This is a genomic window from Shewanella indica (assembly GCF_033842865.1).
GTDB lineage: Bacteria > Pseudomonadota > Gammaproteobacteria > Enterobacterales > Shewanellaceae > Shewanella > Shewanella indica.
Window position 1 is genome coordinate 2,807,362 of the sequence record NZ_JAWXXR010000001.1, and the last position, 15,535, is coordinate 2,822,896.

General features: G+C 51.8%; 10 protein-coding genes and 8 tRNA genes. 16 read left to right on the plus strand and 2 right to left on the minus strand.

Annotation, left to right across the window (positions count from 1 at the left end; translation table 11 throughout):
- The first annotated feature begins 111 nt into the window (after positions 1–111).
- Positions 112–1,926: a M61 family metallopeptidase gene (locus SIL79_RS12605; protein WP_144361704.1), complete on the plus strand. Its 1,815-nt coding sequence runs from the start codon at positions 112–114 to the stop codon at positions 1,924–1,926.
- A gap of 205 nt (positions 1,927–2,131) precedes the next feature.
- Here the strand turns inward: SIL79_RS12605 and rdgC are convergent, their stop codons facing one another.
- A complete protein-coding gene (gene rdgC, locus SIL79_RS12610) occupies positions 2,132–3,043 on the minus strand; it encodes a recombination-associated protein RdgC (RefSeq protein WP_025889123.1) in 912 nt (303 codons plus the stop codon).
- A 292-nt stretch (positions 3,044–3,335) separates the two neighbouring features.
- Between rdgC and SIL79_RS12615 the strand changes: the two genes are divergently transcribed.
- Complete coding sequence (locus SIL79_RS12615) at positions 3,336–4,268, plus strand: porin (RefSeq protein ID WP_039034397.1); 933 nt, start codon at positions 3,336–3,338, stop codon at positions 4,266–4,268.
- A gap of 203 nt (positions 4,269–4,471) precedes the next feature.
- Here SIL79_RS12615 and mutS read toward each other — a convergent pair whose 3' ends face one another.
- Complete coding sequence (mutS, locus tag SIL79_RS12620) at positions 4,472–7,030, minus strand: DNA mismatch repair protein MutS (protein ID WP_404830129.1); 2,559 nt, start codon at positions 7,028–7,030, stop codon at positions 4,472–4,474.
- 317 nt (positions 7,031–7,347) lie between these two features.
- On the opposite strand from mutS, the gene recA reads away from it, so the two are divergent.
- From recA to SIL79_RS12690, 14 genes are all read left to right on the plus strand, one after another.
- Positions 7,348–8,412 (plus strand): recombinase RecA, encoded by a 1,065-nt coding sequence (recA, locus tag SIL79_RS12625; protein WP_039034396.1) that lies wholly within the window; start codon positions 7,348–7,350, stop codon positions 8,410–8,412.
- Between the two features lie 11 nt (positions 8,413–8,423).
- Positions 8,424–8,855 (plus strand): regulatory protein RecX, encoded by a 432-nt coding sequence (locus SIL79_RS12630; RefSeq protein ID WP_144361703.1) that lies wholly within the window; start codon positions 8,424–8,426, stop codon positions 8,853–8,855.
- A gap of 468 nt (positions 8,856–9,323) precedes the next feature.
- A complete protein-coding gene (gene alaS / locus SIL79_RS12635; RefSeq protein WP_144361702.1) occupies positions 9,324–11,948 on the plus strand; it encodes an alanine--tRNA ligase in 2,625 nt (874 codons plus the stop codon).
- A gap of 22 nt (positions 11,949–11,970) precedes the next feature.
- Positions 11,971–13,209, plus strand: coding sequence for an aspartate kinase (locus tag SIL79_RS12640; RefSeq protein WP_052248113.1), 1,239 nt, complete (start codon positions 11,971–11,973; stop codon positions 13,207–13,209).
- Positions 13,210–13,325: 116 nt separating this feature from the next.
- Positions 13,326–13,523, plus strand: coding sequence for a carbon storage regulator CsrA (gene csrA, locus SIL79_RS12645; RefSeq protein WP_025011666.1), 198 nt, complete (start codon positions 13,326–13,328; stop codon positions 13,521–13,523).
- Positions 13,524–13,727: 204 nt separating this feature from the next.
- Positions 13,728–13,819 (plus strand) — tRNA-Ser (locus SIL79_RS12650).
- Positions 13,820–13,837: 18 nt separating this feature from the next.
- Positions 13,838–13,914, plus strand: a tRNA-Arg gene (locus tag SIL79_RS12655).
- A gap of 31 nt (positions 13,915–13,945) precedes the next feature.
- Positions 13,946–14,022: transfer RNA gene (locus SIL79_RS12660), tRNA-Arg, on the plus strand.
- Positions 14,023–14,051: 29 nt separating this feature from the next.
- Positions 14,052–14,128, plus strand: a tRNA-Arg gene (locus SIL79_RS12665).
- A gap of 42 nt (positions 14,129–14,170) precedes the next feature.
- Positions 14,171–14,247: transfer RNA gene (locus SIL79_RS12670), tRNA-Arg, on the plus strand.
- Between the two features lie 30 nt (positions 14,248–14,277).
- Positions 14,278–14,354, plus strand: a tRNA-Arg gene (locus tag SIL79_RS12675).
- 8 nt (positions 14,355–14,362) lie between these two features.
- Positions 14,363–14,454, plus strand: a tRNA-Ser gene (locus tag SIL79_RS12680).
- A gap of 46 nt (positions 14,455–14,500) precedes the next feature.
- A tRNA-Arg gene (locus SIL79_RS12685) sits at positions 14,501–14,577 on the plus strand.
- Between the two features lie 690 nt (positions 14,578–15,267).
- Entirely contained in the window at positions 15,268–15,534 is a 267-nt protein-coding gene (locus tag SIL79_RS12690; protein ID WP_101096055.1) for an OadG family transporter subunit, read from the plus strand.
- Position 15,535: the final 1 nt, after the last annotated feature.

The window sequence follows — 15,535 nt, forward strand, 5'->3', positions numbered from 1 at the left end:
TTTCTTTGGGGACTTAATTGTTAGCTTTTATTAGCAACGGGTGAGGTGAACTCCCCGAATTGTTATACTCGGCCGATTTTATAACAACAATGACATAAGAAGGAATTACGAGTGAAATCCGCTGTTTTGTCAATCATATCTTACTCTTCCCTACTGACAACACTGGGCTGGACATCTTCAGCTTTGGCTGACATTGATTATCAGATAAATCTGAAAAGTCCCGAACATCATTTGGCTCAGGTTGATGTTACTTTTCCGCAACATTCCGGGCAACAGCTCAAGGTTAATCTGCCGGTTTGGCGTACCGGCAAGTATCAGGTATTGCCGCTGGCGGACGGGGTTCGTCGTTTTCATGCCTCGGACGAGCAGGGCAATAGCCTGCCTTGGAAACGCAGTGCCAGCGGTGAGTGGACTGTGGCTTTATCCAAGCCGACTGCGGTCACAGTTAGCTATCAGCTCTACGCCAATGAGTTGGGGCAAAGAGTCAGGCATATTGATGCCAGTCATGCGTTTCTGGATGCCAGCGGCGTATTCATGTACAGCCCTGATTTTCGTCAGGAGCCTGTCAAGGTAACACTGGATGTGCCGAGCGATTGGCGCAGTTACTCGGGGATGGCCGCGGGTGATAAGCCTCATTCGTTTGTGGCTGCCAACTATGATGTGTTGGTCGACTCGCCGATTGAAACCGGGCTTAGCCAACATCGCGCCTTCAAGGCCGACGGCAAACAGTATGAGCTGGTGGTTTGGGGCGAGGGCAACTATGACCTGGCGCAGATAGAGGCCGATCTGGGTAAGTTGTCCGCTACGGCAGCGGCCATTTGGGACGACTATCCCTTCGAGCGCTATGTTTATATGGTGCACGCCACCTCGGGAGCCCGCGGCGCCACCGAACATTTGAACTCAACCATTATCCAGCTGCCCAGATTCAACTTCCGTGAGCGCCAGGACTATCTGCGTTTCATCAGCACGGCTTCCCATGAATTTATTCATACCTGGAACGTCAAGGCCTATCGCCCGGAGGGACTGGTGCCCTACGACTACCAACAGGAGAATATGACAGAGCTGTTGTGGATGGCGGAAGGTTCTACCAGCTATTTTCAAAACCAGTTGTTGCTGCGTGCCGGGATCATGACGCCTAAAGAGTTTATGGAAGACCTGGCCAAGCGGGTCAATGCCAATCAGCATAAGCCGGGGCGGGAAATTCAGTCGGTGGCCGAAGCCAGCGCCGGTCAATGGGTTAGCACAGGCGGCGATTACGCCATCAACCACAGTGTGAACATCTACTCAGAAGGTTATCTGACTTCGTTGGCACTGGACTTCTCACTGCTGCAGGACACAGATAAAGAGGTGTCCTACCGGGATGTGCACCGAAGTCTCTATCGTGAGCATAAGGTTCCCAAGGGGTACAATGTTACGGATGTGAAACGTATTTTGAAAAACTTATCCGGCAAGGACTATGAGCCTTGGTGGCAGAGCCATGTCAATGCCCCCTTGGTGCTGGACTTTGACAAACTGCTGAGTCAGGCAGGGCTTAAGACCGCCTATGGCAAAGACAGTAAGGAGCAGGCCTTTGCCGGTATGACACTCACTTCCGGCTCTTTGGTGTTGCAAAGTGTTGAGCGTGGTGGTCCGGCTTGGCAGGCGGGCATAGTCGCCGGCGATCAGCTGCTGGCTATCAATGGCTTGAAAGTCAGCGCCGAAGGTTATGGCAAACGTTTGGCCGACTTTGACGCAGGTGATGAGTTGACTGTGACCCTGTTCCACGACGATAAGCTCATAGAGCGGCGTGTGACTCTGGCTTCAGAGCAATCCGGCAAGCTGCAAATTAAGCCCAAGGAAAGCGTCAGCCGCGCCCAGAAAGCCTTCTTCAAGGCTTGGCTCGGTATAGACTGGCCGTTTGACGCTCAGGGTAACTATACATCCTGAGTCTGATAAGTCCTGAATCTGATTGTCCAGAAAACGCCGGCGCATCTTCAGGTGTGCCGGCGTTTTTTATGGCGTCTATTTTATATCAGCACAGGGGACTTCTACCTTGGAGCTTGCTGACCAAAGCTGAGGTAGACTCTAATGCCGTTCACACTAAGTGAACGGCATTACGCCATCAGGCGTCTTTTCTACTTGGAGATAGGGATTACAGGCTATCTTCAACGCCGCCCAGGGCATCGACCAGAGCCAGCATCAGCGCAACCAGTTCGCTGCTCATCAGCTCAAAGTCAGCGTCCAGTTTTGCCAGCGGATCCTCACCGGCAACATCATCGGTGGCGGCGCGGAACTCTTCCGAGAACTTGAGGCGACGCAGTCCGGCATCGGATTGCAGCACAAAGGCGATGGACTGACCGAAGTGCAGTGCCAGTTTATGCACCTGCTTGCCGGTTTCCAGGTGAGCCAGTACTTCCTCTTCGCCGAGATCCTGCTGCTTGAAGCGCACGGTTGCGCCATCATCGGCGGCAGACTTGAGCTCAGCTTCATCCTGAATGGTGAAGGGGGCTGGGGCATTGCCTTGCTTGAGCCATTCGGTCATTTGCACTTCAATCGGTGTCTTGGTGCTCATTGGCACCACAGGCAGGCTGCCGAGTGCCTTACGCAGCAAGGCCAGCAGTTCTTCGGCCTTGGCGGCGCTGGAGCTATCTACCAGGATCAGTTGCTCATCCAGCAGCAACAGCGCCTTGATTTGGCTGCGACGGGAGAAGGCTCTTGGTAACAGTGTGGTGGTGATTTCATCCTTGAGCGCATCTTTCTCTTTCTTGGTCAGCTTGCGGTTTTCTTCCTCTTCCAGCAGCGACACCTTTTCTTCCAGCGCTTCCTTGATGACCTGAGAAGGCAGCAACTTCTCCTCTTTGGTGGCACAGATGAGGTGACGGTTATTGGCGCTGTGAACCAGGGTGTGCCCCAGTTTGCCCAAAGCCTTGGAAAAACCGAACTTGCTGATGTCCTGACTGGAGCAGGGAGAAAAGGTGAAACCCTCAAGGGCAGTCTCCAGTGCCTCTATATCGGTAGAAAATGGTTTGTTGAAACGATATACGGTGAGATTTTTAAACCACATGACAGGCGCTCTTTGAAAAATAAAGCCGCAGTGTAAGGCATGAAATCCTCAAGGTAAACCCGCCCCGTTAGCACAGATTTTTCAACCCGGGAAAGATTTAACCAAAATGTCATATGGTGTATTGCTTGTCGCTAGCCCGCGTGGTTAAGGGTTTTTGCCTTTTTTAAGGAGATTCTAAAGGCATAATGAATCTGGCAGGTTAAAAGATGAAATAAAACTGCAACAGACTCGTTGCACACTTTCGCTCGTTCCAAACCAATAACCAAGACGAAGAGAACGTCGAAAGGAATTAATGATGAATGCATTTTGCAAAACACTACTCGCTTCAGCCATAGCTTCAGTCTCTCTGGCCTCTGCCCACGCTGCCGAGCCGCTGACCGTTTACGGCAAGTTGAATGTTACTGTTCAGTCAAATGACGAAGCTGCTGCTGACGATTCTGAAACTGCGGTTCAAAGCAATGCCTCTCGTTTTGGCGTGAAAGGCGAATTCGATCTGGGTAACGATCTGGCTGCATTCTACACAGTGGAATATGAGGTAGATACAGGTAATGATGCCAAAGATAACTTCTTGGCTCGTAATCAGTTTGTTGGTTTGAAAGGTAACTTCGGTGCTGTCTCTGTGGGTCGTAATGACACCATGTTGAAAGTCGCTCAAGGTAAAGTTGACCAGTTCAACGACCTGTCAGGCGACCTCAAGAGCCTGTTCAAGGGTGAAAACCGTATTGAGCAAACTGTAACTTACCTGTCACCTTCATTCGGTGGTTTCAAAGTTGGTGCCACTTATGCTGCTGAAGCTGCCAAGTCACAGGGTGGTGAAGATGGGTTCTCTATTGCTGCCATGTACGGTGACAAGGATCTGAAAAAGAGCGCAGTATTCGCCTCTGTTGCTTATGACTCAGAAGTTAAGGGCTACGATGTCCTGCGCGCCACAGTACAGGCCAAGCTGGCCAACTTCGTTCTGGGTGGTATGTTCCAGCAGGAAGAGAAGTCCGTCGATGGTGACAGCAAGAACGGTTACCTGCTGAGCGCGGCGTACAAGATTGATGCAGTGACTCTGAAAGGTCAGTGGCAGGATATGGAAGATAAGGGTGATTCCTGGTCTATCGGTGCTGACTACAAGCTGGGTAAGCCAACCAAGCTGTTTGCCTTCTACACCAATCGCTCCATGGAAAATGTGGATGATGATGACAAGTACATAGGTGTTGGTCTGGAGCACAAGTTCTAAGTCAGGCCATGATGCATTGAAGGAGAATCTGGGCTCAGTGTTGAGCATTTAAACCAGGATCTTATGGAAAAGCTGAAAATCCGATGACCAGTGTCATCGGATTTTCTATTTCACGAAGCGGCCTTCATATCAACCGCGCAACAGGCGCATTTGCTCGGTGAAATCGTTGTTTCAAGTTGAGCTGAAAACAGAAATTCAAAGGTTTAGTTTGCCAACGCCTTGAGTTTATAGATTAAGTCCAGCGCCTCTCTCGGGCTGAGTTCATCCGGATTCAGTCTGCCAAGCAGAAGTTCAAGCTCAGATGGCGGCGTTTCCAGTTGCAGTGTGGCCTGTGCCTGAACATGGGGTGCCTGACCGTGATCGCGACTTTCAAGTTGTTGCAGTTTCAATTTGGCGGCCTTGATCACCGAGGCCGGAACACCGGCCAGTGAAGCAACCTGCAAACCATAGCTCTTGCTGGCGGCTCCTTCTTGCACTGCGTGCATAAAGACTATGCTGTCGCCATGCTCCATGGCATCCAGATGTACATTGGCAACCTGGGGCATCAATTCTGCCAACTGAGTCAGCTCGAAATAATGGGTGGCAAACAGTGTCATGGCGCCCAGTCGCTGGGCCAGATACTCTGCCGCCGACCAGGCCAGTGACAAGCCGTCATAGGTGGAGGTGCCGCGGCCAATCTCATCCATCAGCACCAGGCTCTCTGCGGTCGCATTGTGGAGAATATTGGCCGTTTCTGTCATTTCCACCATAAAGGTGGAGCGGCCCGAGGCCAGATCGTCCGAGGCGCCGATACGGGTGAAGATCCTGTCAACAGGCCCCAGAATCGCCTTATCTGCCGGCACAAAGCTGCCGATATGTGCCATCAGGGTGATCAGCGCCACCTGACGCATGTAAGTGGACTTACCGCCCATATTGGGGCCTGTGACCACCAACATTTTACGCTCAGGGCTAAGGGTTACCGGGTTGGCGATAAAGGGAGCCTGGCTGACTCGCTCAACTACTGGGTGACGCCCGGCTTCAATATGTATGCCCGGCTTATCGCTCAACTCCGGTTGGTGGTAGTTGAGGCTGTCGGCCCGCTCGGCAAAGTTGCTCAGTACATCCAACTCGGCCGCCGCCATGGCAAAAGCCTGCAGTTCGCTGAGTTTGGGCAGCAGGAGATCGAACAGTTCGTCCCAAAGCTGTTTTTCCAGTGCCAGCGCCTTGCCCTGACTGGAAAGCACTTTCTCTTCATACTCTTTCAGCTCGGGGATGATATAGCGCTCGGTGTTTTTCAATGTCTGGCGTCTTTGATAGCTCAGGGGCACCAGTGCCGATTGTCCACGGGAAACTTCGATATAGTAGCCGTGTACCCGGTTGAAGCCGACTTTCAGGGTGGCTATTCCAGTTTGTTCTTTTTCCCTGACTTCCAACTGTTGCAGATAGTCACTGGCGCCTTCACTAAGGCGGCGCCATTCATCCAGTTCGGCATGATAACCATCGCGGATCACGCCGCCATCACGAATAAGTACCGGCGGGTTGTCGACAATCGCCCGCTCCAGCAGCGCGAGCTCTTCAGGGAATTCACTGAGCTGACGTTTCAAACGGCCAAGCTCGGGGCTTTGGGTATTTGCCAATAGTTGCTGCAGTTGCGGCAACAGCGCCAGCGCTTGTCGCAGACGGGCAAAGTCTCTCGGGCGGGCGCTTCTCAGAGCCAGGCGCGCCATGATCCGCTCCACATCACCAAGCGCCTTTAGGTCGTCATGCAACGGCTCGAACAGGCCGCTGGCAATCAACTCTGCCACAGCGGTTTGCCGCAGGCCAATCTGTTGATGGTCTCTGAGTGGCTGATGGATCCAGCGCTGTAACATCCTGCTGCCCATGGGGGTGGCGGTTGCATCCAGCACCGAAGCCAAAGTATTGTCCCGGCCACCGGCAAGGTTCACCGTCAGTTCCAGATTCCGCCGGGTGGCAGCATCCAACACTATACTGTCGCTCTGGTTAAAGCGGGTAATGGCATTGATATGGGGCAGAGCGGTGCGCTGGGTATCTTTGACATACTGCATCAGGCAGCCGGCTGCCTGCAGTGACAGCCTGGCGTCTGTTATGCCAAAACCACGCAGATCTTTGGTGCCGAATTGATCCAGCAACAATCGCATGCTGGTATCCAAGTCAAACTCCCACTCGGGACGACGGCGTTTGCCCTTGATGCCGGCAATCAGGCTTTGTTGGGAAAAGTCTTCGCTGTAGAGCAGCTCGGCCGGTTTGGTGCGTTGCAGCTCGGCCTCCAATGATTCAAGAGTGGCCAGCTCGGCAATCACAAAACGGCCGGAGGCCACATCCAAGGTGGCGTAGCCAAAACCGTTCTTGCCTTCGTAGACGGCGGCCAGCAGGTTATCCTGACGTTCTTGCAGCAGCGCTTCATCGGTGAGAGTTCCCGGAGTCACTATGCGCACTACTTTGCGCTCGACCGGCCCTTTGGACGTGGCCGGATCACCAATCTGCTCACAGATGGCAACCGACTCACCGAGCTGCACCAGCTTGGCGAGATAGCCCTCCACCGCATGATAAGGAATACCCGCCATAGGAATAGGATCGCCACCACTCTTGCCTCTGGCCGTCAGTGAAATACCCAAGAGCTCGGAGGCTTTTTTGGCATCATCGTAAAACAGCTCGTAAAAGTCCCCCATGCGATAAAACAGCAGCATTTCGGCATGCTGCGCCTTCATCGATAGATACTGGCGCATCATAGGGGTGTGTTTTTCCAAATCCGGGTTATCCATAGGCGTAATCACTGCATTCATGGGAGCTTTCAGATATTTCCTTGACTGTGTTTCCAAGAGCGGTTGCCCTTTTTTAATGGCGCCAATAGTATCAGTTATTCATCACTGAGCCAGTCGTGGGCGGGGAAATTTTACGCCTTCGGTCACAAGTGATTGATCAGCAAGCGGCCTTTAAATAAATTACCGCCAGCACTTGATACTGTATGATTGTACAGTATACTAGGTGGCAGATTGGTATTTACCCCAAAGCTCTGAATAAAGGGGCGGCAACATAGATTTCAGGCGACGTATTACGCCGCAATCAAGAGGGAACAGGAATGAAAATAGATCCAAACAAAGAGAAGGCGCTTAACGCAGTTCTGGGACAGATAGAGAAGCAGTTCGGTAAAGGTTCTATCATGAAACTGGGTGAAGACAGAACCATGGATGTCGAAACCATCTCTACCGGTTCGCTTTCTCTGGACGTGGCTCTAGGGGCCGGCGGTCTGCCAATGGGCCGTATTGTTGAGATCTATGGTCCTGAATCTTCAGGTAAAACAACTCTGACACTGGAAGTGATTGCTGCGGCGCAGCGTGAAGGCAAAGTCTGTGCCTTTATCGATGCCGAGCACGCACTGGATCCTATCTACGCCAAGAAGCTGGGCGTGGATATCGATAACCTCCTGTGTTCTCAGCCAGATACGGGTGAACAGGCGCTGGAGATCTGTGATGCGCTGACTCGCAGTGGTGCCGTTGATGTTATCATTGTTGACTCAGTGGCGGCTCTGACTCCCAAGGCTGAAATCGAAGGTGAAATCGGTGATTCCCATATGGGGCTGGCGGCTCGTATGATGAGCCAGGCAATGCGTAAGCTTGCCGGTAACCTCAAGCAGTCCAACACTTTGCTTATCTTCATCAACCAGATCCGGATGAAGATTGGGGTCATGTTCGGTAACCCTGAAACCACCACTGGTGGTAACGCTCTTAAGTTCTACGCCTCAGTTCGTCTCGATATCCGCCGTACAGGCGCTATCAAAGAGGGTGATGAGGTTGTTGGTAACGAAACCCGGGTTAAAGTGGTTAAGAACAAGATTGCCGCCCCCTTCAAACAAGCCGATTTCCAAATTCTCTATGGTCAGGGTATCAACCGTACCGGTGAGCTGGTTGATTTAGGCGTAGCCCACAAGCTGGTGGAAAAATCCGGTGCCTGGTACAGCTACAAGGGTGACAAGATTGGTCAAGGCCGCGCCAATGCAGGTAAGTACCTCAAGGAACACCCTGAAGTGGCTGCCGAAATCGAAGCGGCACTGCGCGCTAAACTGCTCAGCAAAGCAGAAGCAGCTCCTGCCAGCGCCGAGACGGGTGAAGGCAATATCGACTTGGAAACCGGAGAAGTTTTCTGAGCCAGTCGGTAATGGATGTTGCGGTCGCGCTGTTGGCGCGCCGCGACTATGGCCGCGAGCAACTCAAGAGCCGTTTACTGGGCAAGGGCTTTGAGTCGCTTGAGGTAGAACAGACTTTGGATAGTCTGGAAACCAAAGGCTTTATCGATGATCAGCGTTTCGCTGCAGCCTTGTTGCGCAGCCATATTGCCAAGGCCCACGGCCCGGGAAAAGTGCGTCAGGCACTGATGCAAAAAGGCTTGAACAAACAGTGTATCGAGCAGGTTTTGGATGCCTGTGATTGTGACTGGTTTGCCTTGGCGCGCAGCCGCGCACTAAAGAAATTCGGCGATACTCCCGCTGATGATATGAAAGAAAAGGCTCGCCGAATTCGTCACTTGATGGGGCAGGGCTTTAGTTATGATCAAGTGGCATTCGCCCTTGAATATGACCCTTACGACTGATTTTTCTCTATCACTAAAGCCCTTTTCATAACCAAGTTTACCGCTGCCAAATCTCTGCAACTGACTTCATTTGACAAACCCCAACATTCACTCTTATTAAGTTGCAGCCTTTTTTGCGCTCTGTACCAGCACGCAATCCAGGTGCTAGTTTTTGCGCTTGTCGCCCATGGTTATATCCCGCTAAAGCCTCTGTATCCTGGTTTGCCCGCGCAGGTTTCTATACTCGCTGAGTAATTCAACACCTATGGCAAATAGCATTTGCCTACCCCGTTAATCCGGTTTTGGCTTATGCCGTTAATGCTCTCTGTACCTCGGCTGTATCAGGCGTCATACCCTGCGCAATCTAATTGGTATTCTGGCGCTGCATGCTTATAATGCTTGGCAAAAGAGCGCTCGAGTGGCCGGGCGATGCACGCCTTTAGACCACTTTTTATACATTATTCAGGCTTAAGTAACTCAGGACGATTTATGTACCAAACCACAGCAGCACTCAGAAGTGCTTTCCTGGAGTTTTTCCGCAAGAATGGCCATCAGGTAGTCGACAGCAGTTCTCTGGTGCCAGGCAATGACCCCACTCTGCTATTTACCAACGCCGGGATGAACCAGTTTAAAGACGTATTCCTCGGTATGGACAAGCGTAGCTACAGCCGCGCTACCACTTCGCAGCGTTGTGTTCGCGCCGGTGGTAAACATAACGACCTGGATAACGTGGGTTATACGGCCCGTCACCACACCTTCTTTGAGATGCTGGGTAACTTTAGCTTCGGTGATTACTTCAAAGAAGATGCCATTCGCTTTGCCTGGAATTTCTTGACCGAAGAGCTCAAGCTGCCCAAGGAACGTTTGTGCGTTACCGTTTATCAATCCGATGATGAAGCCTTTGATATCTGGAACAAGCAGATAGGAGTTCCCGCCGAGGATATTATCCGTATCGGCGACAACAAGGGCGCACCTTATGCTTCAGATAACTTTTGGCAAATGGGCGATACAGGCCCTTGTGGTCCTTGTACTGAAATTTTCTATGACCACGGTGACCATATCCCTGGCGGTCGCCCAGGTACACCGGAAGAGGATGGCGACAGATTTATTGAGATCTGGAACATAGTTTTCATGCAGTACAACCGTCAGGCCGATGGGGTGATGGAACCTCTGCCCAAGCCATCTGTTGATACAGGTATGGGGATAGAGCGTATTGCCGCCATTATGCAAGGTGTGCATTCCAACTATGAAATTGACGTGTTCCGCACTCTGATTGCCAAGACGGCCGAGATCATCGGCGTAACAGATCTGGAAAACAAATCCCTGCGGGTTATTGCCGACCACATCCGCTCTTGCGCTTTCCTGATTGCCGATGGCGTGATGCCGTCCAATGAAGGCCGGGGCTATGTACTGCGGCGTATCATCCGCCGCGCCGTGCGTCACGGTAACAAGCTGGGTGCCACTGATACCTTTTTCTATAAGCTGGTACCTACACTTATTGACGTGATGGGCGATGCCGCCAAGGGCCTTAAGGCGACTCAGAGCATAGTGGAAAAGGCGCTGAAAGCCGAAGAAGAACAGTTTGCCCGTACACTTGAGCGTGGTCTGGGGATTCTGGATGTAGCCCTGTCTGAACTCAAGGGCGATACCCTGGATGGTGAAACTGTATTCAAGCTCTATGACACCTATGGTTTCCCTATGGATCTGACCGCCGATGTTTGCCGCGAGCGTAATATCAAGGTCGATGAAGAGGGTTTTGATGCGGCGATGGCCGAGCAGCGTAGCCGGGCTCAGGCCGCCGGTCAATTTGGTGCCGATTATAACGCCGGGCTGAAGATTGATGCCGACAGTGAGTTCTGCGGTTACAGCGAACTGAGCGGCAACGGCAAGGTTATCGGCATCTATGTCGATGGTCAGGCGGTCGACACTCTGCAAGTCGGTCAGCAAGCGGTTATTGTGTTGGATAAAACCCCATTCTATGGCGAGTCGGGCGGCCAGGTAGGCGATAAGGGCCAACTGACAGCCGAAGGTCTGCTGTTTGAGGTGAGCGATACCCAAAAGTATGCCCAGGCCACAGGCCATATCGGCCAACTGAGTAAAGGCAAACTGACTCTGGGTCAGGAGCTGCTTGCGCAAGTCGATAAGAAACTGCGCCATCGCACCCAGCTGAACCACTCAGTGACTCACTTGCTGCACGCCGCGCTGCGTCAGGTATTGGGTGAGCATGTGACCCAGAAAGGTTCTTTGGTGGAGCCTGAGCGTCTGCGTTTTGACTTCTCCCACTTTGAAGCGGTTAAGCCTGAAGAGCTCAAGGCGGTTGAAGAGATGGTTAATACCCAGATCCGTCGTAACCACGAGCTGCAAACGGCCGAGATGGATATAGAGCAGGCCAAAGCTAAAGGCGCCATGGCCTTGTTCGGTGAGAAATACGATGCCCAGGTTCGGGTTGTGACTATGGGTGACTTCTCGATTGAACTTTGTGGTGGTACCCATGTGGGCCGCACCGGTGACATAGGTCTGTTCAAGATCACTTCCGAAGGCGGTATTGCCGCCGGTATTCGCCGTATTGAAGCGGTAACCGGTGCTGCAGCCATGGCTTTCGTCGCCGAGCAACAGCAGGAATTGAATGATGCCGCTAACTTGCTCAAGGCAGACAGTCACTCTGTGGTCGCCAAACTCAAGGCGCAGTTGGAGCGTAGCCGCCAACTGGAAAAAGAGATTGCTCAGCTTAAAGATAAACTGGCCGCCGCTGCCAGCGCCGATATGGTTGCCGATGCGCAAGAGATTGCCGGAGTCAAGGTGTTGGTGAAACAGGTCGAAGGCATTGACCCAGGCTCTCTGCGTGGTCTGCAGGACGAACTTAAGCAGAAGCTGCAATCTGGCATAGTGGTGCTGGGTCTGGCTCATGGCGACAAAGTCAACCTTATCGCCGGGGTGACTAAAGACCTGACCGCTAAGGTGAAGGCCGGTGAATTGGTGGCCATGGTGGCCGCGCAGGTTGGTGGCAAGGGCGGTGGTCGCCCCGATATGGCTCAGGCCGGTGGTAGTGAAGTTGCCAACTTGCCTCAGGCATTGGCATCGGTAACGCCTTGGCTGACTGAACGTCTGGCATAATTTCGCCACCAACGAGGTCTATGTGACACAAGAAGTACGTTCAGGCAGTAACGAGCGACTGTATGTCAAAAAGTTCGGTGGCACCTCGGTAGGCTCGATTGAGCGTATCGAGGTGATTGCCGAGCAGATTGCCAAGGCTCAATTGAGCGGCGAGCATCAGGTGTTGGTGCTCTCTGCCATGGCCGGTGAAACCAACCGTTTGTTTGCGCTGGCGGGGCAGATTGACCCTGAAGCCTCGGCGCGGGAGATGGATATGCTGGTTTCCACCGGCGAGCAGGTGAGTATTGCCCTGATGGCGATGGCACTGGCAAAACGTGGTGTTAAAGCCAAGTCGCTCAATGCCGCTCAGGTGCAAATCCATACCAATAGTCAGTTTGGCCGTGCCAGTATCGAACGAGTTGATGTTCAGTATCTGCAGGAGTTGCTGGCCCAGGGCATTATCCCGATAGTGGCCGGCTTCCAGGGACGGGATCAATTCGGGGAAGTGACCACTCTTGGCCGTGGTGGCTCTGATACCACGGCGGTGGCATTGGCTGCTGCGCTCAAGGCGCGGGAATGTCAAATTTTTACCGATGTGGCCGGTGTCTATACCACAGATCCCAATATCGAACCGAGCGCCCAGAAACTCGATGCCATCAGCTTCGAAGAGATGCTGGAGATGGCTCGATTGGGTGCCAAGGTGTTGCACCCGGATTCAGTGTCTTATGCCGAGCGCTTTCAGGTTCCCTTGCGGGTGCTTTCCAGCTTTGAGCCCGGCAGTGGCACACTGATCCGTTTCGATGCCTGTGAAGACAAGAGTAATCAAGTGGCCGGTATCGCTTGCAGTAAAGGGCAGGCGATGCTGAGTCTTAACCGCTCTGACGATTCACCAGACCCTTTTGCGGCAGTATTTTCACTGTTGGCCGAAAACGGTGTCGACGTTGATTTGGTAACCAAGGCGGGGACGGATGACGGCGTCAGTTTTACCATGGATGCCGACAGGCTCTCTTGGGCGCTAAAGGTGCTTGATGAGGCGGCTCTTGGCCTGTCGTTGGGGCCATTGGTGTTTGAAAAATCCTTGGCCAAGGTCTCTGTGATAGGCGCCGGCGTGCATCGCAGAGCCGAGGCAACCGCCAAGGTGTTTGATATCTTGGGGAATGAAGGAATTCATGTTAAGTTGATGGCAACATCAGAGATAAAGCTGTCTTTGGTTATTGATGAAGCGGATTTATACAGGGCAGTTCGAGTTCTACATCACGCTTTTGAACTAAATAAGGTGTAATTAAACAACGGATTTAGTATTGAATACTATTAATTTGTACTAAGCTCACCTTATAATAATGGTTACGACGGATGAGCGCCGTGTGTAGAAAATATGGAAACTAGAGGAGCAATCGAATGCTGATTTTGACTCGTCGTGTTGGCGAAACACTGATGATTGGTGACGAGGTCACAGTGACAGTGCTGGGTGTGAAGGGGAATCAGGTACGTATAGGTGTGAATGCACCCAAAGAAGTTTCTGTGCACCGTGAGGAGATTTATCAGCGTATTCAGTCTGAGAAAACCGGAACCCCTTCTGAAGGTGGTAACTTCTGAGGCGACACAAAGTGAACCTCCGTCAGGAATAGAAGAGTCAGTTTTTAAACTGGCTTTTTTATTTTTTGGCGCCGGAAAACCCTTGATAGCACAGGATTTGCGCGTTATTTAGGTGGGCTGATTAAAAACAGGACAAACGGAAAAGGTTTCGGAAAAAGGGTTTGACTTATTTTCTTCAAACAGTAATATGTGCGCCAAGAAAACGGAGAGGTGGCCGAGTGGCCGAAGGCGCTCCCCTGCTAAGGGAGTATGGGCTTTATCTCCCATCGAGGGTTCGAATCCCTCCTTCTCCGCCATTTCTTAACGTGAAATACGCGCATGTAGCTCAGCTGGATAGAGTACCTGGCTACGAACCAGGCGGTCGGAGGTTCGACTCCTTCCATGCGCGCCATTTTTCGTTTTAGCAGTAAAGAATACAATTCGCGCATGTAGCTCAGCTGGATAGAGTACCTGGCTACGAACCAGGCGGTCGGAGGTTCGACTCCTTCCATGCGCGCCACTTCTGCTTTAGTTTTTCAAGATGATCAAGCGCATGTAGCTCAGCTGGATAGAGTACCTGGCTACGAACCAGGCGGTCGGAGGTTCGACTCCTTCCATGCGCACCATCTGAAACCTTAAAGACTGCTAAGAAAATTGCTTATCTGAAAGCGCATGTAGCTCAGCTGGATAGAGTACCTGGCTACGAACCAGGCGGTCGGAGGTTCGACTCCTTCCATGCGCACCAGATATCAAGTAAAGTACGTAATGAATTTAAGCGCATGTAGCTCAGCTGGATAGAGTACCTGGCTACGAACCAGGCGGTCGGAGGTTCGACTCCTTCCATGCGCACCAATTTACGCGGAGAGGTGGCCGAGTGGCCGAAGGCGCTCCCCTGCTAAGGGAGTATGGGCTTTATCTCCCATCGAGGGTTCGAATCCCTCCTTCTCCGCCATTCTTTACTATACTCTGAGAGCCAAGCTTTCTGAGTTCCGGATTAAGCGCATGTAGCTCAGCTGGATAGAGTACCTGGCTACGAACCAGGCGGTCGGAGGTTCGACTCCTTCCATGCGCACCAAATAGCAAAGAAGTAAGACGCCCCGCAATCGCGGGGCGTTTTGCTATCTGACTCTTACCCGTTTGTAATTACTTTCCTGTGGTGTTTTATCCGAAAACTTGCCCGCGGAGATACAGGTTCATTTGCGCCTTGCGATAAAGTCCTCCTCTGGGCCTTACACCTGCTTTGCTTACCATTTCGCTGTTGCTTCAGGCTGCGGCTGCTAACCGGGCTGATTGATTTTTAGGGAATCCATCACGGACAACTTCACCGCGGGAAGCGAACTTACCCGGATAAAATTAACGGCTCCCCATTTATATTCATAATGCCTCTATGTTGAAGCTCACTGGTCTTACAGACATTCTCTATGTCAGCTTTACTTCATATTGATAGTGTCATTGTCTTTTCCTTAAAAACTCAAGATGAATATTTATGAATCATCATCCTCTTTGAACTTTTATTGATTTATTTTGGTATGACCAATTTACATGGGTAGGGGTTGTTTGTTATAGATTGGTTATCGTTTTTGACCTAAGTCACATAGTCTGGCAGAGGCTGGCCTGCTAGGCTAAAACATCTAATGACAGAAAATCATATTTTTTCGCATATTTATTATTGGTGTTAGCTCCTGGGGGAGTGAGCGTTATCGCCCCAAGCAAATCATAGACAGGAAAAGGCCTGCCAATCTGTTAACAAAATGAGGAAGATATAATGTCGCTTTCTGAGCAACTCTTGGAAGCTGTGGGGATTATGCTGCTTGGTATGGGGCTGGTTTATCTGTTCTTGGGGCTGCTGATTTTGGGGATCAGAGTATCGGCACGCTATTTGGCCCCCAAACCCAATTTGGAACAGAGTCAGTCACAAACTCAGGGCATGGGAGGGGCGCAATTCACAGTCGCGCCCCAGGCCGGTGCGCCCACGCCGCAACAGTTGGCAGCTATTAGCTGTGCCATTCACCAATACCGCAAACAGGCTTAAC